At 66.4% G+C, this 22,571-nt stretch carries 20 protein-coding genes; 8 read left to right on the top strand and 12 right to left on the bottom strand.

Features of this window, described 5'->3' with window-relative positions; genetic code table 11:
- Positions 1-79: 79 nt before the first annotated feature.
- The 3 genes from SR870_RS01855 to SR870_RS01845 are packed head-to-tail and all read left to right on the top strand — an operon-like array spanning position 80 to position 3,611.
- Positions 80-1,120 carry a branched-chain amino acid ABC transporter permease gene (locus SR870_RS01855; protein WP_322516354.1) on the top strand — a complete coding sequence of 347 codons (1,041 nt, stop codon included), beginning with the start codon at positions 80-82 and terminating at the stop codon, positions 1,118-1,120.
- A 5-nt stretch (positions 1,121-1,125) separates the two neighbouring features.
- Complete coding sequence (locus tag SR870_RS01850) at positions 1,126-2,895, top strand: branched-chain amino acid ABC transporter ATP-binding protein/permease (RefSeq protein ID WP_322516353.1); 1,770 nt, start codon at positions 1,126-1,128, stop codon at positions 2,893-2,895.
- A complete protein-coding gene (locus SR870_RS01845) occupies positions 2,892-3,611 on the top strand; it encodes an ABC transporter ATP-binding protein (RefSeq protein ID WP_322516352.1) in 720 nt (239 codons plus the stop codon). Before SR870_RS01850 ends, SR870_RS01845 begins: the two co-directional genes overlap by 4 nt.
- 16 nt (positions 3,612-3,627) lie before the next feature.
- On the opposite strand, the gene SR870_RS01840 is transcribed toward SR870_RS01845, so the two are convergent.
- The 9 genes from SR870_RS01840 to SR870_RS01800 all read right to left on the bottom strand — a co-directional run bounded on the left by SR870_RS01840 (position 3,628) and on the right by SR870_RS01800 (position 13,164).
- Positions 3,628-4,413 carry a GGDEF domain-containing protein gene (locus SR870_RS01840; RefSeq protein WP_322516351.1) on the bottom strand — a complete coding sequence of 262 codons (786 nt, stop codon included), beginning with the start codon at positions 4,411-4,413 and terminating at the stop codon, positions 3,628-3,630.
- Positions 4,414-4,727: 314 nt separating this feature from the next.
- Positions 4,728-5,885, bottom strand: a complete 1,158-nt coding sequence (locus SR870_RS01835) for an ABC transporter substrate-binding protein (protein ID WP_322516350.1) — start codon at positions 5,883-5,885, stop codon at positions 4,728-4,730.
- Between the two features lie 82 nt (positions 5,886-5,967).
- Positions 5,968-6,387 (bottom strand): thioesterase family protein, encoded by a 420-nt coding sequence (locus tag SR870_RS01830; RefSeq protein WP_322516349.1) that lies wholly within the window; start codon positions 6,385-6,387, stop codon positions 5,968-5,970.
- 158 nt (positions 6,388-6,545) lie between these two features.
- Positions 6,546-8,429 (bottom strand): feruloyl-CoA synthase, encoded by a 1,884-nt coding sequence (locus SR870_RS01825; protein WP_322516348.1) that lies wholly within the window; start codon positions 8,427-8,429, stop codon positions 6,546-6,548.
- Between the two features lie 25 nt (positions 8,430-8,454).
- On the bottom strand, positions 8,455-9,261 hold the full coding sequence (locus SR870_RS01820) for a crotonase/enoyl-CoA hydratase family protein (RefSeq protein WP_322516347.1): 807 nt from the start codon (positions 9,259-9,261) through the stop codon (positions 8,455-8,457).
- A gap of 382 nt (positions 9,262-9,643) precedes the next feature.
- Positions 9,644-10,105: a DUF3237 domain-containing protein gene (locus tag SR870_RS01815; protein ID WP_322516346.1), complete on the bottom strand. Its 462-nt coding sequence runs from the start codon at positions 10,103-10,105 to the stop codon at positions 9,644-9,646.
- Positions 10,106-10,109: 4 nt separating this feature from the next.
- Positions 10,110-11,414 carry a TRAP transporter permease gene (locus tag SR870_RS01810; RefSeq protein WP_322516345.1) on the bottom strand — a complete coding sequence of 435 codons (1,305 nt, stop codon included), beginning with the start codon at positions 11,412-11,414 and terminating at the stop codon, positions 10,110-10,112.
- Between the two features lie 2 nt (positions 11,415-11,416).
- Positions 11,417-11,911 carry a TRAP transporter small permease gene (locus SR870_RS01805; RefSeq protein ID WP_322518382.1) on the bottom strand — a complete coding sequence of 165 codons (495 nt, stop codon included), beginning with the start codon at positions 11,909-11,911 and terminating at the stop codon, positions 11,417-11,419.
- Between the two features lie 227 nt (positions 11,912-12,138).
- Positions 12,139-13,164 carry a TRAP transporter substrate-binding protein gene (locus SR870_RS01800; RefSeq protein WP_322516344.1) on the bottom strand — a complete coding sequence of 342 codons (1,026 nt, stop codon included), beginning with the start codon at positions 13,162-13,164 and terminating at the stop codon, positions 12,139-12,141.
- A gap of 168 nt (positions 13,165-13,332) precedes the next feature.
- On the opposite strand from SR870_RS01800, the gene pobA reads away from it, so the two are divergent.
- Both pobA and SR870_RS01790 read left to right on the top strand, forming a co-directional pair.
- Positions 13,333-14,502: a 4-hydroxybenzoate 3-monooxygenase gene (gene pobA, locus SR870_RS01795; RefSeq protein WP_322516343.1), complete on the top strand. Its 1,170-nt coding sequence runs from the start codon at positions 13,333-13,335 to the stop codon at positions 14,500-14,502.
- Positions 14,503-14,760: 258 nt separating this feature from the next.
- A complete protein-coding gene (locus SR870_RS01790) occupies positions 14,761-15,198 on the top strand; it encodes a PaaI family thioesterase (RefSeq protein ID WP_322516342.1) in 438 nt (145 codons plus the stop codon).
- Between the two features lie 162 nt (positions 15,199-15,360).
- Here SR870_RS01790 and SR870_RS01785 read toward each other — a convergent pair whose 3' ends face one another.
- Positions 15,361-16,047, bottom strand: coding sequence for a DUF2848 domain-containing protein (locus SR870_RS01785; RefSeq protein ID WP_322516341.1), 687 nt, complete (start codon positions 16,045-16,047; stop codon positions 15,361-15,363).
- Positions 16,040-17,389, bottom strand: coding sequence for an amidase (locus SR870_RS01780; RefSeq protein ID WP_322516340.1), 1,350 nt, complete (start codon positions 17,387-17,389; stop codon positions 16,040-16,042). Before SR870_RS01780 ends, SR870_RS01785 begins: the two co-directional genes overlap by 8 nt.
- Positions 17,390-17,652: 263 nt before the next feature.
- Between SR870_RS01780 and SR870_RS01775 the strand changes: the two genes are divergently transcribed.
- The 3 genes from SR870_RS01775 (at position 17,653) to SR870_RS01765 (ending at position 20,380) form a co-directional block, all read left to right on the top strand.
- Entirely contained in the window at positions 17,653-18,066 is a 414-nt protein-coding gene (locus SR870_RS01775; RefSeq protein ID WP_322516339.1) for a Zn-ribbon domain-containing OB-fold protein, read from the top strand.
- A gap of 5 nt (positions 18,067-18,071) precedes the next feature.
- Complete coding sequence (locus SR870_RS01770; protein ID WP_322516338.1) at positions 18,072-19,211, top strand: thiolase C-terminal domain-containing protein; 1,140 nt, start codon at positions 18,072-18,074, stop codon at positions 19,209-19,211.
- Positions 19,212-19,465: 254 nt separating this feature from the next.
- The gene (locus tag SR870_RS01765; protein WP_322516337.1) at positions 19,466-20,380 is read left to right on the top strand and encodes an SDR family NAD(P)-dependent oxidoreductase; all 915 of its coding nucleotides are present in this window, start codon (positions 19,466-19,468) and stop codon (positions 20,378-20,380) included.
- A 347-nt stretch (positions 20,381-20,727) separates the two neighbouring features.
- On the opposite strand, the gene SR870_RS01760 is transcribed toward SR870_RS01765, so the two are convergent.
- Positions 20,728-22,050 carry an OmpA family protein gene (locus tag SR870_RS01760; protein ID WP_322516336.1) on the bottom strand — a complete coding sequence of 441 codons (1,323 nt, stop codon included), beginning with the start codon at positions 22,048-22,050 and terminating at the stop codon, positions 20,728-20,730.
- Positions 22,051-22,571: the final 521 nt, after the last annotated feature.

Genomic DNA, 22,571 nt, shown 5'->3' with positions numbered 1-22,571 from the left:
CAAATAGCCCGTGCAGAATTCAACTGCCGGCTGGCGAGCGCGGCGGAGACCGCCGCTCGCACGTGAGGGGAGCGTCCGCTTGAACACTACAATACTGCTGTTCCTGCTGCAGGACGGCATCACCAACGGTGCGATCTACGCGTTGCTAGGGCTGGCGCTGGTGCTGGTCTTCGCGGTGACGCGGGTGATCCTGATCCCGCAGGGCGAGTTCATCACCTTCGGCGCGCTGACCTACGCGACGCTGTCGACGGGCGGCGTGCCGGGCACCGCCGGCCTTGCGATGGTGATGGGCATCGTCGCCTTCGGCTTCGAACTGTTCAGCACGCGGAAGTCACTCCGCGCCGCCAGAGTGCTGCGCGCCGCGCTGATCTATCTGGTGTTTCCGGCGATCGTGCTCGCTCTGGCGGCGCTGCTGCCCGGCTATAGGCCCGGCGTCGCAGTCAATATCGCGCTGTCGCTGGCGATCGTCGCCGCGATCGGCCTGTTCCTGTATCGCATCGCGTTCCAGCCGCTGGCCCACACCTCCGTGCTGGTACTGCTGATCGCCTCGGTCGGCGCCCACCTTGCCTTGCAGGGCTTCGGCCTGGTGTTCTTCGGCGCCGAGGGCCTGCGCGGTCCGCCTCTGTCCGACGCCGCGGTGACGATCGGACCGCTGCGCTTCACCGGCCAGAGCATCGCCGTCTACGTCATCACCATCGCACTGATGGTGGCGCTGTGGCTGTTCTTCGGCTTCACCCGTTATGGCAAAGCCCTGCGCGCCACCGCGGTGAACCGGCTCGGCGCACGCCTGGTCGGCATCCGCACCTCCCTGTCCGGCCAGCTCGCCTTCCTGCTCGCTTCGGTGATCGGCGCGATCTCCGGCATCCTGATCGTGCCGATCACCACGCTCTATTACGACACCGGGTTCCTGATCGGCCTCAAAGGCTTCGTCGCCGCGATCATCGGCGGCCTGATCAGCTATCCGCTCACCGCCTTCGCGGCGATCGTGGTCGGCGTGGTCGAGGCATTCTCCTCGTTCTACGCCTCGAACTACAAGGAGGTCATCGTCTTCACGCTGATCCTGCCGGTGTTGGTGCTGCGCTCGCTCGCGGCCCCCGCGGTCGAAGAAGAGAAGGATTGAGCGCGATGCCGAGATGGCTTCCGATTCTCCTGTTCGCCGCAGTGATGGCGGCGCTGCCGCTGATCCCGGGCATGCCGCCGTTCTGGATCGTGCTGCTCGACAATATCGGCCTCGCCGCGCTGGTGGCGATGGGCCTCGTGTTGCTCACCGGCGTCGGCGGCCTCACCTCGTTCGGCCAGGCCGCGTTCTGCGGCTTCGGCGCCTACACCACCGCCTATCTCACCACGGTCTACGGCGTGTCGCCATGGTTGACGCTGCCGCTGTCGCTGCTTGTCGCCGGCGCGGCCGCGGTGCTGCTCGGCCTGATGACGGTGCGGCTCAGCGGGCACTATCTGCCGCTCGGGACCATCGCCTGGGGCATCTCGCTGTTCTATCTGTTCAGCAAGCTGGACTTCCTCGGCCGCAATGACGGCATCTCGCAGGTGCCGCCGCTGTCGATCGGATCGTTGCAGATGTTCGATCCGGAGACGATCTACTTCGTGATCTGGGGCATGGTGCTGATCAGCGCATTGCTGACGATGAACCTGCTCGACAGCCGCACCGGCCGCGCCATCCGGGCCCTGCGGCGCGGCCATATCGCCGCCGAAGCGTTCGGCGTGCAGACCGCGCGGGCGAAGCTGCTGGTGTTCATCTACGCCGCGGTGCTGGCGGGCCTGTCCGGCTGGCTCTACGCGCACTTCCAGCGCAACGTGAATCCGACCCCGTTCGGCCCGCAGGCCGGCATCGAATATCTGTTCATCGCCGTGGTTGGCGGCGCCGGCTATGTCTGGGGCGGCGTGCTGGGTGCGGCGATCGTGATCGTGCTCAAGGAAGTGCTGCAGAGCTATCTGCCGATGCTGTTCGGCGGCCAGGGCCAGCTCGAGATCATCGTGTTCGGCATCCTGCTGGTGCTACTGCTGCAGCTCGCGCCCGGCGGCGTGTGGCCGTGGCTGCGCAATCTGGTTCCGATCAAAATCCGCCGTCCGCGCGTCGACACGAGCGCCGCGCTCGCGCCGCGCGAGCGGACGACCGGCACAGCCGGCCCTCTACTGAAAGTCGAGCGCGCGCGAAAACAGTTCGGCGGCGTGGTCGCGGTCAACGACGTGTCGTTCGAGGTGGGTGCCCGCGAGATCGTCGCGCTGATCGGGCCGAACGGCGCCGGCAAGTCGACCACCTTCAACCTGATCACCGGCATCCTCACCACGACCGGCGGCAGGATCGAGCTCCACGGCAAGCCGATCGACAACGCGCCGCCGCAGGACGTGGTGCAGCTCGGGATCGCCCGCACCTTCCAGCACGTCAAGCTGGTGCCGGACATGACCGTGCTGGAGAACGTCGCGATCGGCGCTCATCTGCGCGGCAATGCCGGCGCACTGACCAGCATGCTGCGGCTCGATCGCGCCGACGAGGCGAAGCTGCTCGCCGAAGCGACCCGGCAGATCGAGCGCGTCGGCCTCGGCGCCGAGATCGATCAGCTCGCAGGCAGTCTGTCGCTCGGCCAGCAGCGCATCGTCGAAATCGCGCGTGCGCTGTGCGCCGATCCGATGCTGCTGCTGCTCGACGAGCCCGCCGCCGGCCTCCGCCACATGGAGAAGCAGCGCCTCGCCGCCCTCCTTCGACAATTGCGCGACGGCGGCATGTCGGTGTTGCTGGTCGAGCACGACATGGGCTTCGTGATGGATCTCGCCGACCGTATCGTCGTGCTGGATTTCGGCACGCGGATCGCCGAGGGCACGCCCGACGCGATCAAGACCAATCCCGAAGTCATCAAGGCCTATCTCGGAGCCCTGGCATGAGCGCGTTGCTGCAGGTGTCCGACGTCTCCGTGTCTTATGGCAAAGTCGAGGCAGTGCGGTCGGTGACGCTCGAGGTGCGGGCCCGCGAGATCGTCACCGTGATCGGGGCCAACGGCGCCGGCAAGACCACGCTGCTCAACGCCACCATGGGGATTTTTCCGCTGAAGGGCGGCGTCTCCTTCGACGGCGTCGACATCGCCCGCCTCGACATCGAGGACCGCGTCGCCGCCGGCCTGTCGCTGGTGCCGGAGCATCGCGAGCTGTTCGCCACCATGACGGTCGAGGACAATCTCGAACTCGGCGCCTTCCGCATCGACAAGGCGACCGCCGCCCGATCGCAGGAGCGCGTCTACGGCCTGTTTCCGCGGCTGAAGGAGCGGCGCAAGCAGCTCGCCGGCACGCTCTCCGGCGGTGAGCAGCAGATGCTGGCGATGGGCCGCGCGCTGATGGGCGCGCCGAAGCTCTTGATGCTCGACGAGCCGAGCCTCGGCCTCGCCCCGATCATCGTCGCCGACATCTTCCGCATCGTCGGCGAATTGCGCGAGGCCGGCGTCTCGGTGCTGCTGGTCGAACAGAACGCCAAGGCGGCGCTGCGGATCGCCGATCGCGCCTATGTCATGGAGCTCGGCGAGTTCGTGCTCGATGGCCCGGCGTCGGAGATCGCGCAGAACGAGCAGGTGGTCGCGAGCTATCTGGGCTTTTCGCATTCCGCCTGAGCGGTCGGCGCCGAATTCAGCAGGCCGCCACCGCTTCCATCCGGTCGATCTGGACGACGCAATTGCGCCCGAGATCCTTGGCGCGGTACAATGCCTGGTCCGCCCGGCGCATCAGCGCGGCGAGATCGCCGCCCGGCAGATGCGCGGCGAGGCCGAAGCTCATCGTCACCGGCACCGCGACGTCGGCTCCCGCCACCTCGGTGGAACACAGCTTGCACAGGGCCAATGCACAGCGCGTCGCCTCCTCGTCGCTGACGCCGATCATCAGGCCGGCGAATTCCTCGCCGCCGTGGCGGGCGATCAGCATGTCGTTGGCCTCGGCAAAATCGCGCAGGATGTCGCCGATCCGGGAGAGCACGCGGTCGCCGGTGTCGTGACCGTAGCGGTCGTTGATCGCCTTGAACCGATCGATGTCGCACATCAGCGCGACCACGCGCTGGCCGGCCGCCGCGGCCTGCGCCAGCAGCGGCGCTGCCGCGTCGTCGAAGCCGCGCCGGTTGAGCAGCCCGGTCAGCGGATCGGTGCGCGAGATCCGCGCCAGTTCGGCGCGCGTCAGCGTCAACTGCCGCATCAGGATCGCCGAACGATAGCTCAGCGCACCCGACACCAGGGTCGATACGCCGACCGCAATCAGCAGCGATGAATGCGCCACCGTGCCGACCGGCACCAATGCGTTCGGGTCGGTGCCGAGATCGGAGAGAAGGAAGAGCAGCGTCACGAACGCGGTCAGCCCACCTGCGAGCGTCATTCGCCCAACGGTGTAGCTGATCGCATCCCGGTGCGTGACGATCTGCTTCGGCATGTCTTCACCGCAACCGGGGACGCCGCAGACCGCACGATGCGCGCCGGTCCGCGTCCCCGCCCTGTCAAACGGCGCGGTCTTTTCCGCGCGCACTCTGTCGTGCCCCGTAAACTTACCAGACCCGCGTTGCGGCTCGGGTTAAATTCCGGCAATTCGAACTGTCAGGCTTAACGCACCGCTAACGTATTCTCGCAGCGGCGCGCACCCGAGCACCGCCCGCCCCATTGCATCGCGCATTCATCCACGAAAAAGCCGGCCTCTGCGGGAGGCCGGCTCTGCTTCAGGGCATGGCGGCAGCGCCGCCTGCCTGCTGCTTACTTGACGATGACGTACTTGCCGTTCTTAACCGTCAGCAGGATGCGCGAACGGTCGTCGAGACCATAGCGATCCGTTTCGGTGAAGTTGTAGACGCCCTGGCTCGCCGCGATGTCCTTCTCGGTGATCAGCGCCTTGCGGATCGCCTCGCGGAATTCCTGCGTGCCGGGCTTGGCGGTCTTCAGCGCCACCGGGATCACACGCTCGAGCACCTTGAAGGCGTCGAAGGAATGGCCGGCGAACTGGCTGCGGCTGCTCGGGCCGTATTTGCCTTCATAGGCCGTGTTGAGCTCGACGCCGGGCTTCTTGGTCAGCGCGCTGTCGTCCTGGCCTTCCGGATCCATCACCGGACCCGACGCCATCAGCACGCCCTCGGCGGATTTGCCGGCGATGCGGATGAAGTCCATCGAGGCGGCGCCGTGGGTCTGATAGATCAGCCCGTTGTAGCCGCGCTCGCGCAGCGCCGTCTGCGGCAGCGCCGCGGCGGTGCCCGACGCGCCGACCAGGATGGCGTCGGGATTGGCGGCGACGAGCTTCAGCACCTGGCCCGCGACCGACGTATCAGGTCGTGCGAAGCGCTCCTCGGCTACGACCTTGAGGCCCATCGCCTCGCCCTGCTTCTTCAGGTCGTTGAACCACAGATCGCCGTAGCTGTCGGAATAGCCGATGTAGCCGACGGTCTTGATGTTGTTCTTCTTCATGTGCTCATAGAGCACCTTGCCCATGATCGGGATCGGCTGCGGCATCACCACCGACCACTTCGCCCGCTCCGGCGTGACCGGCAGCGGCGCGAGCGCGATATGCGGCACCTGCGCCTCGTTGGCGACGTTCGACACCGCCACCGTCGGCGGCGTCACCGACGAGCCCATGATCACGTCGGCCTTCGATTCCGTGACGAAACGCCGCGCGTTGGTGGTCGCCGCGGTCGGATCGCCGCCGTCGTCGAGCACGATCATCTTGATCGGGTGGCCGCCGATTTCCTTCGCCACGAATTCCAGCGCGTTGCGCTCCGGAATGCCGAGCGCGGCGGCGGGGCCTGTCGTGGTGACGGTGATGCCCACGGTGATTTCATTGGTCTCGGCGAGCGCGGCGCCGGACATCGCCGGCAGAGCGATCACCACGGCGAACGCAGCAGCGGATAGCTTGAACCTGTTCATGTGCTTCTCCTCCCTCTTGTTGTGTAGCCGGCCTTTCGGCCTGATCTTATCGCGTCTTCTTTACGGCATACCGGGCCGCGAGTCAGCCCCGCGTGAATTTCTCGATGATCTCCGCCGGCACCGCCACGGACTGCAGCCTGGCCGGATCGGCCGGATCGCGGCCGACCAGCACCCGCGTTTCGAACGCCTCGATCGCCAGTGCCTCGCCCTTGAAAACCTTGTGTGTCACCTCGAAGCTCGAGCGATTGAACTTCTCGATCCGGCTCTGGATCGTGATCCAGTCGCCATGGGTCGACGGGATGTAGAATTTGGCGCCGGTGTCGACCATCGGAATGCCGACCAACCCGTAGACGCCGACGAGATCCTGCTTGGAACAGCCTGCGGCTTCGAACAGGATCGACGTCGAATCGTCGAACATCGCGAAGTAGCGCGGATAGTAAACGATGTTCGCCGGGTCGCAATCGCCCCACTGGATCTGCACGTCGCGGCGGTTGGTGAACATCGGGTCGCCTTCGCAGTCAATTCGAAACGCTAATTCAATTCGTCATTCCGGGGCGCCGCGCAGCGGCGAACCCGGAATCTCGCGCGGAACAGCTCGGGATTCCGGGTTCGCGGACTGCGTCCGCGCCCCGGAATGACGGCCGTTGGTGTCGCATGCCCCTACGCCACCGCGATCACATGCGCCGGCGGCGGCTCGGTGTAGAGGTCGGCGATCAGCGCGGCGCGATGCTCCAGCACCGCGCGCTGGTTGACCGAGCCCTTGTCGGTGACTTCACCCTTGTCGATCGACAGCGGCTCGCCGAGCAGCACGGCGCGCGTGATCCGGGTCGAAGAGCCGGTCGCCTGCGTCAGCAACCGGGCGAACCGCTCGCGAAACGCATCGCGGATCAGCGGGTCCGCCGCCATGCCGGCGAGGTCGTCGAGCGCGAGCGTCGGGTTGATCAGCTTGCAGCCGTCGGCATCGAGGATCACCACTGCCGACACCGTGTCATGGTCGAGTCCGGCGATCACCACGTCGCGCACCAGCGGCGCGCAGGCAGCGATGAACTTCGCGCGCAGCGGACCGACGCTGACCCAGGTGCCCGAGGCGAGCTTGAAATCCTCGGAGATCCGGCCGTCGAAATCGAAGCCTGCGGTGAGATCGTTCGGATCCACCGGCTTCAGCGCGTCGTTGAGCTTGTAGAAGCCTTCCTCGTCGAACGCCTTGGCGGTCAGTTCGGGCGCGCGCCAGTAGCCCGGCGTGATGTTCGGCCCGCGGGCGCGGACTTCCAGCTTGCCGTTGTTCGGCACCAGCTTGGCCTCGTTGCCGGGCACCGGCAGCCCGACGTGACCCGAACGAGAGGTCTGCGGCGTCACCGACATGAAGAACGGCGCGGTCTCGGTGGCGCCGAGGCCGGTCAGCATTGGCACGCGCGCGCCGGTCTCCTGCGCCCCCACCTCGTCGAGCCCCTTCCAGACATGGGCGGCCAGACTCGCGCCGGAGAAGAACATCGCGTGCAGCCGGCTGAAGAACATCTTCCGCAGCTGCGCGTCCTCGCGTAGCACCGGCAGCAGCGACTCGTAGCCTTTGGGGACGTTGAAATACACCGTCGGGGCGATCTCGCGCAGGTTGCGGATCGTCGCTGCGATGCCGGCCGGCGTCGGCTTGCCGTCGTCGATATACATCGAGCCGCCGTTGAACAGCGTCAGCCCGATATTGTGATTACCGCCGAAGGTGTGATTCCACGGCAGCCAGTCGACGATCACCGGCGGTTCGTCTTTCAGAAACGCCATCGCCTCGCGGATCATCACCTGGTTGGCGCAGATCATCCGCTGGGTGTTGATCACCGCCTTGGGATTGCCGGTCGAGCCCGAGGTGAGCAGGAATTTAGCGATGGTGTCGTGGCCGATCGCCTCGTGCGCGGCGGCAAGCCCCGGATGTTCGGGCGTACTCAGCAATTCGTCGAGCGACGTGACCTTGCGCCCCGCGACCTCGCCGCGCGTCGCGGCGATCTCGACATCGTCGGGCACGGTCGCGAGGATCGCCGGCGCGAACGGCGTGACGTCGTCGGCGAAGATCAGACCGGGCGTGAGCAATCCCACGATGTAGCGCAGCTTGCCGAAGTCCTTCGACACCAGCGAATAAGGCGGCGACACCGGGCACACAGCGACGCCGGCATATAGCGCGCCGAACATGATCTGGGCGTGGTCGATCGAATTGCCCGACAGAATCATCACCGGCCGCTCGGCCGACAGCCCGCGCGCCAGCAACGCCGAGGCGATGGTCTGCGCCGCGCTCAGCATGCCGGCGTAAGTGATCTTGCGCCAGCCACCGTTGCCGTCGCGCTCGGCCATGAAAACCCGATCCGGCGCCGTTTCGGCGAAATGATGCAGCCGGTCGGTGATCCGCACCGGATAGTCCGACAGCGTCGTCGTCGAGCGGACGTAGATGGTGCCGTCGGGACGGCGTTCGGTGGCGATCCCGATGTCGCCGAACGAAATGTCGCGCAGCGGATGGGACTCGAGGTGCCCCACCTCGCCGGCGCCGGCAGTCGGGTTTGTCATGGCCGAATTGTTCATGGCGCCCATCTCAGGTCGGTTTAACCTTTGCGGTCTTGTGATCGAGAAAGTCGCGAATCCGGTTCTTCGCTTCCTGGTCGCTCTGCGCCACCGTCGCCATCAGCGATTCCATCAGCAGGCCGGTCTGCGGATTGGCCTCGGCGATCATCGGCAGCGCCTGCAGCACCGCGAAATTGGTCAGCGGCGCGTTCTTTGCGACGCGGTTGCCGAGCTCCATCGCCTTGTCGAAGGCGGAGCCGCCATCGGTGAGATATTGCGAGAAGCCGTGCACGACGCCTTCGGCGGCGGAATACACCCGGCCGGTCAGCATCATGTCGGCCATCCGCGCCACGCCGATCAGCCGCGGCAGCCGCACCGAGCCGCCGCCGCCGACGAAGATGCCACGGCTGCCTTCCGGCAGCGCGTAGTAGGCCGACGGCTCGGCGACGCGGATATGCGCAGCGCAGGCCAGTTCGAGCCCGCCACCAATCACCGCGCCCTTCAGCGCCGCGATCACCGGCACGCGGCAATACTGGATCCTGTCGAATACCCGGTGCCAGGTCTGCGAATGCACCAGCCCCTCGGTGGCGTCGCGCTCGCGCAGTTCGGACAGATCGAGGCCCGCGGAGAAGTGATCGCCGATGCCGTGGATCACCACCGCGCGGATGTCGGCCGGCAGATCGTCGAAGCAATCCTTCAGCGCGGCCATCAAGCCGTCGTTCAGCGCATTGCGTTTCTTGGCACGGTTGAGGCCGACCGTCAGCACCGAGCCGACGGTATCGACGACAAGCGTCGAGGAGTCCGCAAGCGTCGCGGCAGAGGCGTTTCCTGTGAGCACTTATTACGTCCTGTGCAGAATAGTTATAGACTATAACGAATTCGGCGGGAGTCAATGCGGTCGGACGCAATCGCAAATGAAACTTGCAGCGACCGAGCTGATCGCCCTCCCCTGGAGGGGGAGGGTCGGAGAACGCAGTTCGCCGGGGTGGAGTGCGGCCACAGGCGCGGCGTCTTCCTTCTCCCCTCGTGGGAGACGGTTGGTTGGCGCAACGAGTGGCCGCGATCGTCCTCTACCTTCTCCCCTCGTGGGAGAAGGTGGCGCGGACGCAGTCCGCGCCGGATGAGGGGGCGCCGCGAACGCTGTGCCCGCGGCCCCCTCACCCGGCTTCGCTGCGCGAAGCCACCCTCTCCCACGAGGGGAGAGGGTTATTTGTAGAATTTCACAGCACCTGATGCACGTCGACCACGACGCGGTCGGCGTGGCGGGCGGCGGAGCCGATGAACAGATGCGTGGTCAGCCACTGATAGTTCGGATGCCCGGTCTCGAATCGCGGCCGGGTCCGGAAATAGATCAGCTTCGGGTCGACCGGCTCGCCGCGCTTCAGCTTCTGCAAGAGCTGGATCGGCCCGAACCGGATCCCGACATTCTCGACATAGACCACCGCGCCGTCGTCGGTTTCGAACGCGTATTTGGCCTCGAGCTCGATCAGTTCGTTCGGCCGGATGATCTGGAAGTCCGCGCCGGAGGCGAGCACGCGGCCGCTGATGCCCTCGCCTTTGACCTCGCCGCCGATCACCGGAATGATACGGCGCACGCCGGCGCCGGTGTCGCCGGCCGAGATCACCCCGCCGATCCGCGCCGTGATGGTGAAGACGTAACGGGTCTCGAGCACGGGTTTCATCGGGTCATCCTACCATGCGTTGCGGCAGCCAGGTGGCCAGCAGCGGAAACATGATCAGAATGATCAGCCGGATCACGTCGGTGACCACGAACGGCGCCACGCCCTTGAACACGGTGCCCATGCTGACGTCCTTGATCACGCTCTTGATCACGAACACATTCATCCCGACCGGCGGCGAGATCAGTCCGAGCTCGACCGTCACCACCACGATCACGCCGAACCAGATCGGATCAAAGCCGAGCGCGGTGATCACCGGAAACACGATCGGCACGGTCAGGATCACCATCGCCATCGCGTCCATCACGCAGCCGAGCACCAGATACATCACCAGGATCAGCGCCAGCACGCCGTAGGGCCCCAGCCCGAGCCCGGTGAGGAATTCGGTGATCGCCTGCGGGGTCTGGGTGATGGTGAGGAAATAGCCGAAGCACAGCGCGCCGATCAGCACGGTGAACACCGCGGCCGCGGTCCGCGTCGCCTGCAGCAGCGATTGCAGGATGCCGTCGCGGGTCAGCTTGCCGCGCGCGATGCCGATCAGGAAGGCGCCCACCGCCCCGACCGCGCCCGCTTCTGTCGGGATGAAGAACCCGCCATACAGCCCGCCGATCACGAAGATGAACAGCAGCAGCGGCGACCAGACGTCGCGGAACGCCAGCATCCGGTCGCGCCACGAGCTGCGCGGGGCGGTCGGCAGATAGCCCGGCCGCGCCACGCCGATCACCGCGATGGTGATCATGTGCATCATGATCGCCAGCAGGCCGGGGACGATGCCGGCCATGAACAATTTGCCGATGTCCTGCTGGGTGATGATTCCGTAGACCGCGAGCACCGTCGAGGGCGGCAGCATCGCGCCGAGCGTGCCGCCGACCGCGATCACCCCGGTGGAGAACGATTGCGGATAGTTGTAGCGGCGCATCTCCGGATAGGCCACCGAGGAGAACGTCGCCGCCGTCGCCACCGACGAGCCGGAGATCGCCGCGAAGCCGCCGCAGGCGGCGATGGTGGCGATGCCGAGCCCGCCGCGCCAATGGCCGACGAAGGTGTAGCCGGCGCGGAACAGCTCGCGGCTGATGCCGGACACCGAGACGAAGGCCCCCATCAGCAGGAACATCGGGATCACGCCGAAGGAATAATCCGTGACCGTGCGCATCGTGGTCTGGCCGATCAGCTTCAGCGCCGGCTCGAAGCCGGTGAGATAGCCGAAGCCGGTGATGCCGACGAGCCCCATCGCCATGCCGATCGGCACGCGCAGCAGCATCAGGGCGAACAGGCTGACGAAACCGATCAGCGTCACCGCGTCGTTGTCCATGGTCATTCCACCGGCTTGAATTTGGGATCGTGCAGTTCGTCCGGATGGAAGATCAGTCGCCAGGTGCGGATCGCGATCAGTACCACCGCCGCGACGTCGCCGAGCCAGGCGACGAGGAAGAACGGCCAGATCGGCAATTGCAGGTCCATGGTGACGATGCCGTCGGCCCTGGTCGTCACCACCTTGTCGAACAGCGTGTAGGTCTGCACCGTGACCACGAACAGCAGCACCAGCGTCGCGAACACGTCGATCCAGCGCTGCGCCCGGGCGCCGACATTGCTCCACAGCAGGTCCACGGTGATGTGGGTGCCGCGATAGCTGGTGGCCGCGATGCCCCAGAAGATCAGAATGCCGAGCAGGAACTGGCCGACATTGTAGTAATCCGGGATCGTCACCGAGAAGAATTTGCGCATGAACACCGCGAGGAAGGTGTTCAAGGCGACGACGCCGACGAAGAACGCCGCGATCCATTCGATCACGTCGATGAAGCGATCCATCCCGTTCTTCGGAAACCGCCGCGTCGGCAGCGCGCCGGGCAGACGATTGGTCAGTCTGTCGAAATCGGAGGTCATGGGGCGTTCATGGCCAGCTTGGTAGTCACAGAGGAGACGTCATTCCGGGGCGCGCCGTCGGGCGCGAACCCGGAATCTCGATGTGCTCTGAACGTCTGGATTCCGGGTTCGCGAGCTGCGCCCGCGCCCCGGAATGACGACAGTTCGGCGTATCACAGCCCGGCGTCGTATTTCTTCAGCGCCGCCTTGAGCTCTCCGTCGATCGCGGCTGCGTCGCCGCCGGCCTTCTTCACCGCCTCGGCCCAACTCGCGTGCAAGGGCTCGGTCGCCTTCTTCCATTCGGCCAGTTGCTCGGGCGTCAGCGGATAGACCTCGTGGCCCTCGAGCGCCTTCATCTTGGTGCGGCCATTGGCCTCGAAGTCGACCCAGGGGTCGGTGACCTTGGACGCCCATTCGGGCGTGCAATGATCGTCGATGATCTTCTTCTGGTTGGGCGACAGCGCGTTATAGGCCTTCAGGCCGATGTTGTAGGTGAACACCGTCGAGTACAGCGGCACGTCCATGTGATACTTGACGACTTTGTCGATACCGAACAGGAACACCGAGCCCCACGGGAAGGTGATCTCGTCGGCGACGCCGCGCTCCAGCGCGTCGCGCGATTCCGGCGCCGAGGCCTGGACGTTGGTGCCGCCGAACAGCTTCACCATTTCGCCGATGGTCGACTGCGCCGGGCGCACCTTGAGGCCCTTCATGTCGGCCGGCAGCACCACCTTCTTCTTGCCGTGCAGCGCGCCCGGATCGTGAATGAAGGCGAAGCACAGCTTGGTGTCCTTCATCTCGGTCGGCGCGTACTTCTTGTACCATTCGTTGAACGCTAGCGTGCCCTTCTTGCCGTCCTTGAACACGAACGGAAGCTGGCCCGCGGAGACGATCGGAAAACGGCCGGGCTGATAGCCGGGATTGACGTAGGTGACGTCGGCGATGCCGTCACGCGCCATGTCGTAATGGTCGAACGCCTTGCCGAGCTGCTCGGACGGAAAGACCGCCATCTTGATGGTGCCACCGGAAGCCTTCTCGATGTCCTCGGCCCAGAGCTTGGTCGCCGGAACCAGCGGATGCGCCGGCGGCACCCACAACGAGACCTTCCAATTCACGGTCTTGTCCTGCGCCGAGGCGGGCTGGGCGACGACAGGCGTCACACCCGCCGCGAGCAGCAGCGCGAGCAGAGTCTTTCTCATCGGTTCTCTCCCTTGGACGGCTCTATTGGCCACTTCCTTGCATTGTTATCGGTTACAACCCCCAATGCAAGTGACGGCCTTGTAATAGCTGGTAGACACAGGACGACAACTGGACGCGGCCCCCCCGGTCCCGTAACGAGGCGGCAAACCAACCTGCGGGGAACGCGCATGCGCACGCAAGTCGCCATCATCGGCGCCGGACCATCGGGTCTGCTGCTCGGCCAGTTGCTGCACACCTACGGCATCGACGCCGTCATTCTCGAACGCAAGGACCCCGACTACGTGCTGTCGCGGATCCGCGCCGGGGTGCTGGAACAGGGCCTGGTCGGCCTTCTCGACGAAGCCGGCGTCGGCGCGCGGCTGCATCAGGAAGGGCTGGTGCACGACGGTTTCGAGATCGCATTCTCCGGCCAGCGCCACCGCATCGATCTCGCCGGCACCACCGGTGGCAAGCACGTCACCGTCTACGGCCAGACCGAGGTGACGCGCGACCTGATGGAGGCGCGCACGGCCGCAGGCCTCACCAACATCTACGACGCCGCCGACGTCAGCCTACACGATTTCGACGGCGACACGCCGAAGGTGCGCTGGACCAAGGACGGCGTCAGCCACGAACTCGCCTGCGATTTCATCGCCGGCTGCGACGGCTTCCACGGCGTGTCGCGGCAGAGCGCGGCGGGCGCGGTGCAGACCTTCGAGCGGGTGTATCCGTTCGGCTGGCTCGGCGTGCTGTCGGACACGCCGCCGGTGTCGCACGAACTGATCTACGTCAACCACGACCGCGGCTTCGCGCTGTGCTCGATGCGCTCGGCGCAGCGCAGTCGCTATTACGTGCAGTGCCCGCTGTCCGACGACGTCGCGCAGTGGAGCGACGAGCGGTTCTGGGACGAGCTGAAGCGCCGGCTCGATCCGGAAGCCGCCGGCAAGCTGGTCACCGGGGCGTCGATCGAGAAGAGCATTGCGCCGCTGCGCTCCTTCGTCGCCGAGCCGATGCGGTTCGGCCGGCTGTTCCTCGCCGGCGACGCCGCCCACATCGTGCCGCCGACCGGCGCCAAGGGCCTCAACCTCGCGGCCAGCGATGTGTACTATCTGTCGCGCGCCTTCCGCGAATTTTATGGAGACAAGTCCAGGGCCGGCATCGACGCATACTCCGTCAACGCATTGCGCCGGGTATGGAAGGCGGAACGGTTCTCGTGGTGGATGACCTCGATGTTGCATCGCTTCCCCGACAGCGACGCCTTCTCCCAGCGCATCCAGACCGCCGAGCTCGACTATCTGATCAGCTCGCAGGCCGCGATCACATCACTTGCGGAGAACTACGTCGGGCTGCCGTACTGATCAGGTATCACGTAAGCACACACCCACACCCACGTCATTCCGGGGCGCTCACGAAGTGAGCGAACCCGGAATCCCGAGGTGCCCTGAATCTCTGGATTCCGGGTTCACGCGCCGAGGCGCGTGCCCCGGAATGACGTGGCGGATGTTTGCCAGCGCTCGCCGTTTCAAACACCCTTTCAAAGCACGCTTCAAACTTTGTCGGCGTTGCGGCGACAATGCGCCTGCGGTCAAATGCACATGTTCAACGCGAGCGCTTGCATGACTGAAACCGACCAAACCAAAACGCCCGACATTCCCGCGGGCTTCATCCGCCACACCCGGCCGAGTCCCCTCACCGCGCCGTGGGAGCCGCTTTATGCGAGGACCACGGCGGACGCGGTTATGCTCGGCCTGCGCATCCGCGACGCCCACACCAATTCGCGCGGGCTCGCCCATGGCGGACTGATCGCCGCGCTGGCCGATGCCGCGATGGGCTACAGTTGCGCGCTCAAGCTCGGCGGCGGCGAGCGGCTGTTGACCGCGTCGCTGGCGATCGACTTCCTCGGTTCGGCGCGGATCGGCCAATGGCTGCAATTCGAGCCCGAAGTGGTCAAGCTCGGCGCGTCGCTGTGCGTGGTGCAGTGTTTCGTCACCGCCGACGGCGCCCGCTGCGCCCGCGCCAACGCGACGTTCAGCGTGGCGAAGGCGAAGGCATAGTTCGCACGTCGACGAACATAAGGTTCGTCATTCCGGGGCGCTCACGAAGTGAGCGAGCCCGGAATCCCGAGGTGCCCTGAACGTCTGGATTCCGGGTTCACGCGCTGCGCGCGTGCCCCGGAATGACGTGCGAGGCGGCGAGGACGCGCGATAGCGCCTCTCTCACCCCAAGATCGGCAGCTCGATCACATCGTAGCCGTGACGAATGACACGCCCCAGTACCGGATCGTCGATCTCGAAATCGAACCGGCTCGCCGGGCGGATGCCGCCTTTGGCCGCGAAAGTGCCGCCGAACAGCGCGCAGCCGTCAGGCAAGCCCGCTTCGCCGAAGCCGCGCGAAACCAGGTCGCGCGCCGGCAGCATGTGGTCGAGCGTGCCTTCCTGATAGAGCACGCGCGCGCCGCCGATGGTCGCGAAGGCGCGCAGCACGATCCGGTCCCAGTGCGCTTCGACGTCGGCGAAGTCCCAGAGTTCGGCGGCGACCGGCTTGTCGCACATCTGTTTCGACACCGTCACGCCATAGGCCTCGACCTTGCGGTCGGTGTGGTCGGAGCCGACGCCGACCAGAATGCAGGAGTTGTACCCGATCAGCACGAACTCGACTTCACCGGACGAGTCTCCGCCAGAGACTTCGATCGCGCCCGCTGTGGTGAGGCGCGCCGCAGCCACGCGATAATAGATCGGCGTCGAAGCCGGCCGCGCGATGCCCAGCGCTTCGAGTTCGACGATGTGCTTGTCGCGCGCCACCGGATCGCGGCCGGTCCAGCCGGCGATCACCGCCTGCCGGATCGGCATCGTCAGCGGCGTTCGCGTCCCGGCAGCGTCGAGGGTGAACGCAAGTTCAGCCACGGACCGCCGCCTCGACCCCCGCGGCGACTTCGAACACGTCGCGATCGGCGCCGTTGACACCGGCGAGCATCAGCCCGACCGGCGCCTCGCCGTCGTGGTGGCACGGCAGCGAGATCGCGCAGCCATCGATCATGTTGATCAGCGTGCAGTTGCGCAACGCCAGCAGATTGGCCTTGGTGAACGCCTTGTCGTCGGCGAGCTCGGCGATGCTCGGCGCGAGATTGGCCGTGGTCGGCATCACCACCGCGTCGTAAGGCGCGAGCCGCGCGGTCGCGCGAGCGATCAGCGATTTGCGCGCGAGGATCGTGTCGACGTACTCCGCCGCCGACTGCGTTTCGCCGCGCAAAATGCGTTCGCGCACCCGCGGGTCGTAGACGTCGCCTTGCGCGACGATCAGATAGCGATGCCAGGCGTAGCTCTCCGCCGCGGTGAGGCCGCCCTTGGCGCTGAGCGGCGCCACGTCGTTGAATTCCGGCACCTCGACCTTCTCGATGATCGCGCCGTGGCCACCGAGCGTCTTCAGCGCGCGCTCGAACGCGGTACGCACCGCATCGTCGAGTTCGTCCAGCGCCACCGTGGTCGGCACCGCGAGCCGCAGGCCCTTCAGCGGCCGCGGCACCAGCGGCACCACCGGCTCGTCGGCGAGCACGGCGTCGAGCACCGCGCAGCAGGCGACGCTGCGCGCCAGCGGCCCGATACTATCCAGCGAGAACGACAGCGGCACCGCGCCGTCGCGCGGCACGCGGCTCTGCGACGGCTTGTAGCCGACGATGCCGTTGAACGCCGCCGGGATCCGGCACGAGCCGCCGGTGTCGGTGCCGAGGCCCGCATGCGCCATGCCGTCGGCGACCGAGACCGCCGCGCCCGACGACGAGCCGCCGGGCACATAGCCGACATCGCGGCCATAGGCGGCTTTCGGCGTGCCGTAATGCGGATTGATGCCGATGCCGGAATAGGCGAACTCGGTCATGTTGGTGCGGCCGATCACAACGAAGCCGGCGCGCCGCAGCCGCGCCACCGCGGGGGCGTCGGCCTCCGCCGGCGGGTTGTCGTCGAGCGCGCGCGAGCCGGCGCGGGTGACCTGGCCCCTGATATCGAACAGATCCTTGATCGAGATCGGAATGCCGGCATAGGGCGACGGCGCGGCCTTGATCGCGCGCAGCTTGTCCATCGCCTCGGCGGCCTCGCGCGCCGCAGCGCGATCGACATGGATGAAGGCGCGCGCGCCCTCCCCGGTTTCGTCGGCGATGCGAGCGAGACAATCGTCGACCAGCTTGCGCGCGGTGGTGCGCCCGGCGTCGAGATCGGCCGCGAGCGCGGCGAGCGTGGGGTGTTTCGTCATGGCATCTGTTCCGCTGGAAGGTCGACCGACCGTGCCTGTCGGCACGCGCCGGCTTTCGCCGAATTGAGGGTGGATTTCCATCTCCTGTAGCGCGGAGTGCGGCGTTTGGCCATGCGCAACCGAGCTGATTGTTCGCCTGCCGGAATACGTTTTGCGCACGCTGACCCGCGCCGGGCGCGTGTTGACGCTGGCCGGTCGATGTCGCATCAAGGCCCGGAACCAATGGGCCCACAACCCCAATGCTCAGGGAGCAAACAACGACGATGGCCGAACCAGCGCGCGCACGCCCGAAGATCACCCCGGAAACCCAGCATTATTGGGACGGCGCCAAAGCGGGCGAGTTGCGGCTGCAGCGCTGCGATTCTTGTTCGCACGCGTATTTCCCGCCGCGGCCGTTCTGCCCGAAATGCGGCTCGCGCGGCGTCAGCGTGTTCAAGGCCTCCGGCAAGGGCACGCTGTACAGCTACGTCATCAATCACCGCCCGCTCGCGCCCGGCTTCACCGCGCCCTACGCGATCGCCGTGGTCGAGCTGGAAGAAGGCCCGCGGATGATGAGCAACATCCTCGACTGTCCGCAGACCCCGGAGGCGCTCGAGCTCGACATGAAGCTCGAAGTCGCGTTCGAAAAGATCGACGACAATCTCACCCTTCCGCAATTCCGTCCGGCGAAGGGGTGAGCACCATGCGTCGCAATCAGGTCGCCGTCGTCGGCGCCGCCGAGACCACCAAGCTCGGCGTCATTCCCGACATGTCGCAGATCCAGCTCCACGCCGACGCCGCGCTCAACGCGATGGCTGATTGCGGGCTGAAGCCGTCCGACATCGACGGCATCGCCACCGCGGTCGAGAGCCCGCAGCAGATCGCGCACTACCTCGGCATCACGCCCAGTTGGGTCGACGGCACTTCGGTCGGCGGCTGCTCCTTCATGCTGCACGTCCGCCACGCGGCGGCGGCGATCGAGGCCGGGCTGTGCAAGACCGTGCTGATCACCCACGCCGAGAGCGGCAAGTCGATGATCGGCAAATTGCCGCGCTCGATTCCCGCCGACAGCCTGCAGGGCCAGTTCGAAGCGCCCTACGGCATCTACGGGCCGCCGAGCCAGTTTCCGATTCCGGTGCTGCGCTTCATGAAGACCCATGGCATCACCCACGAGCAGATCGCGATGGTCGCCGTGGTGCAGCGCGAATGGGCCGCGAAGAATCCGCGCGCGACGATGAAGGACCCGATCACCGTCGCCGACGTGCTCAACTCGCGGATGATCGCCTACCCGTTCCGGCTGCTGCAATGCTGCCTCGTCACCGACGGCGGCGGCGCGCTGATCATGACCTCGGCCGACCGCGCCAAGGATTTTCCGCACAAGCCGGTCTATGTGCTCGGCACCGGCGAGAGCGTCGAGACGCCGATGGTCAGCCAGATGGAGAGCTTCAACTCCTCGCGCGCCTTCAAGGTGGCGGGCCCGACCGCGTTCCGCGAGGCGGGTATCAGCCACAGCGACGTCGATCATCTGATGATCTACGACGCCTTCGCGCACCTGCCGCTGTTCGGCCTCGGCGACCTCGGCTTGATGCCGTATGAGGAGACCGGAAAGTTCATCGCCGACGGCAACACCCGCCCCGGCGGCAAGCTGCCGCTCAACACCAATGGCGGCGGGCTGAGCTACATGCACTCCGGCATGTACGGCATGTACGCGCTGCAGGAAAGCGTCCGCCAGATGCGCGGCATCGCGCCGGCGCAGGTGCCGAACGCGAAGATCTCGGTCTGCCACGGCGTCGGCGGCATGTTCGCTGCGTCGGGGACGATCATCTTTACGAACGAGAAGTAGTTCGGCGCAAACCGCACCAAACCACGTCATCGCCGGGCTCGACCCGGCGATCCATCTCACGAAGAAGATGGATGCGCGGGTCAAGCCCGCGCATGACGACGGAACTAAAATAACGAACCGTCATTCCGGGGCGCTCACGCAGTGAGCGAACCCGGAATTTCTTCCGCAGAACATCTCGGGATTCCGGGTTCGCGCTGCGCGCGCCCCGGAATGACCGGCAAGTCGCAACCAACAAACAAAAAGGAGACACACACATGGCCAAGGCACTCGACGGCAAAGTCATCATCGTCACCGGCGCAGGGCGCGGCATTGGGCGCGAGATTGCGCTGCTCGCGGCGCGCGAAGGCGCCAAGGTCGTGGTCAACGATCCCGGCGTCGCCTCCGACGGCTCGGGCACCGACGCCGCTCCGGCCGAGCAGGTGGTCGAGGAGATCAAGAAGGAAGGCGGCATCGCGGTCGCGAATTTCGAGAGCGTCGCGGAAGCCGTGCCGGCCAGCAAGATCGTCAAGCAGGCGGTCGACACCTGGGGCAAGCTCGACGGCGTCGTCAACAACGCCGGCATCCTGCGCGACGCGATCTTCCACCGCATGAGCATCGACGCCTTCGAGCAGGTCATCAAGGTGCATCTGATGGGCTCGTTCTACGTGTCGCACGCAGCCGCCCGGCTGTTCCGCGAGCAGGAGAGCGGCTCGTTCGTGCACTTCACCTCGACCTCGGGGTTGATCGGCAATTTCGGCCAGGCCAACTACGCGGCCGCCAAGCTCGGCATCGTCGGCCTGTCGAAGTCGATCGCGCTCGACATGCAGCGCTTCAACGTCCGCTCCAATTGCGTCTCGCCGTTCGCCTGGTCGCGGCTGATCGGCACGATCCCGACCGAGACCGAGGCCGAGAAGGCCCGCGTCGCGCGGATGCAGCAGATGGGCCCGGAGAAGATCGCGCCGCTGTCGGTGTTCCTGCTCGGCGACGCCGCCAAGGACGTCACCGGCCAGATCTTCGCGGTGCGGATGAACGAGATCTTCCTGATGGGCCAGTCGCGCCCGATCCGCTCGGTGCACCGCGACGGCGGCTGGACCTGCGAGACGCTGGCCGAGCACGGCATGCCGGCGCTGAAAGGCTCGTTCTACAAGCTCGACCGCTCCGCCGACATCTTCAACTGGGACGCGATCTGAGCGAAGCGCCCCCGCACGCCTCTGCCTTAGTCCCTCATGGTGAGGAGCCCGGCGCCGCCGACAGGCGACGTCGGGCGTCTCGAACCACGAGGCCGAGGCCGTGCCACCTCATCCTTCGAGACGCCCGGCTACGCTCTTCGAGCTACGCCGGGCTCCTCAGGATGAGGCAACTAAGCACGCTGGGGTGCTGACAACCCGCGGCATACTCGGGCGCCGCCCGTATATCTTCGCCCTCTCCGCCGTCATGCCCGGGCTCTTCCCGGGCATCCACGTTTCAGCCTCGCGCGTGGCGAGACGTGGATGGCCGGGACGAGCCCGGCCATGACGTGGGAATATGCAGTGCGGGCTTACTTCACCACGAACTCGATCCGCCGATTGGTCGCGCGGCCCTCTGCGGAGTCGTTGCCGGCGAGCGGCTTCGACGCGCCGTAGCCGACTGCGGTGAGCTTGGCCGAGCCGATCCCGGCCTTGGCGAGATTGTCGGCGACCGCTTCGGCGCGACGCTTCGACAGCGCGTCGTTGGCCGCCTTCTTGCCGGCGGAATCGGTGTGGCCGGCGACCTCGATCGTCGCCGCCGGGCACTGCGCGATCACCGCCGCGAGCTGCTTCAGCACCGGCAGCGAGGCCCGCGCGATCTCGGCGCTGCCGCGCTCGAAGTTGATCTTCTGCGCCGCGGCCAGCGTCGACAATTGACTCTGGCAGGCTTCCAGCGACGGCATCGATGCGGTGCCGGCGGCATCGGCGGTCTTGATCGGCGCCGGTGCCGCAGCAGCGGCCGGCGGCGCAGCGGCGGCCGGCTTGGTGGACTCCTCGACCGCAGCCTTGGCGGCTGCTTCCTTCGCCGCAGCTTCCTTCGCAGCGACCTCTGCGGCGGCCTTCGCCGCGGCTTCCTTCGCGTCGGCCTCGGCCTTCGCCTCGGCGTCTGCCTTGGCCTTGGCGGCAGCCTGTTTCGCCGTGGCATCCCGGGCGGCGATCGCCTTGGCGGCGGCCTCCCGCGCGGCCCCCTCGGCGGCCGCCTTCTCCACCGCCTCGCGCGCCTCGGCTTCCGCCCTGGCCTTGGCTTCAGCCTGCGCGGCGGCTTCGATCTGCAGCTTCGCCACCGTTTTTGCGGCCAGCGCCGCGCCGCTCAGTTCCTCGATCTCGGACACCAACCGCACGCCCTTGACCTGCCCGATCTGTTCGCTCAGCACCGCGCGCTTCGCGCCGAGATCGTCCGGCAGCAACACGTCGCGGCCGCTGACGTCGAAATTCAGCGGATCGGCGCCCGCGCTCTTCACCACCTCGGCGACGCGCTCGCGCAGATCCGGCTCGATCTTCGACATCGTGGTGATGCCGAACAGCAGCAGAATCAGCCCGGTCGCGAACAGCCCGACCCACCAGCCCTCGAACCGCGCCGGCAGCAGGCCCGGCGCAATGCCGCCGGCAATGCCACCGACGATATAGGCCGCGACCAGACCGACGCCCGCCTCCAGCATCAATTCGGGCCTGCCCGATACCAGCCGCGCCACGATCAGCACCACGGCGATCACGAACACCACACCGATCCGCTGCAGCCAGTAGTTTTCCAGATCGGCCGACCAGCCGAGTTTCTCGGCCAGCAGCGGCGTGACGACGCCGACCGCGAATGCGGCTGCAAGCCAGATCCAGTAATGAGTCAGGAGATACAACATCGGGGCGCATCCTTCTCCGCCGCGATCGACGCCACCTCGGTGCCCCACTGATCGGCAGGGTCGCTCCGGCAACTGCCGGGCGAGCGCGCGCGCTTGAATTGAAGCCGCTGCTGCGACCGCTCGCACGGTCGCCAGGATCGGCACTCGTTCAATAGCGCCGTCGGCGCGCTCGCCACCATCCTGACTAAAGTTTGATCGCCCCCAGGACTTGATTAGTTAGTAGCCACCCGGCTGAAACTCACAGCAAATGCCAACTACCCACCTACCAATTCGCAGCAATAATTGTGTTCACGGTATCTGAGTGTAAGTCGGCCGGGCTGCAGGCGGAGTGGCAATCGCTGCATCGCTGAAACGACCGGCCGTTGCGAACCTGCTTGGACGGCGTGGGTCCAGCGCACGAAAAAGGGCGGCCCGAAGGCCGCCCAGTTCCCGTTCCCCATTCTCAGGTCAACAGAATGATGAGGATGATCAGCGGAATCGGAATTCCGACGAGCCACAAGAGAATTGGCATGATTACACTC

The sequence above is a fragment of the Rhodopseudomonas palustris genome, from assembly GCF_034479375.1.
GTDB classification, from domain to species: domain Bacteria; phylum Pseudomonadota; class Alphaproteobacteria; order Rhizobiales; family Xanthobacteraceae; genus Rhodopseudomonas; species Rhodopseudomonas palustris_M.
This window is presented reverse-complemented; position numbering and strand designations above follow the sequence as displayed.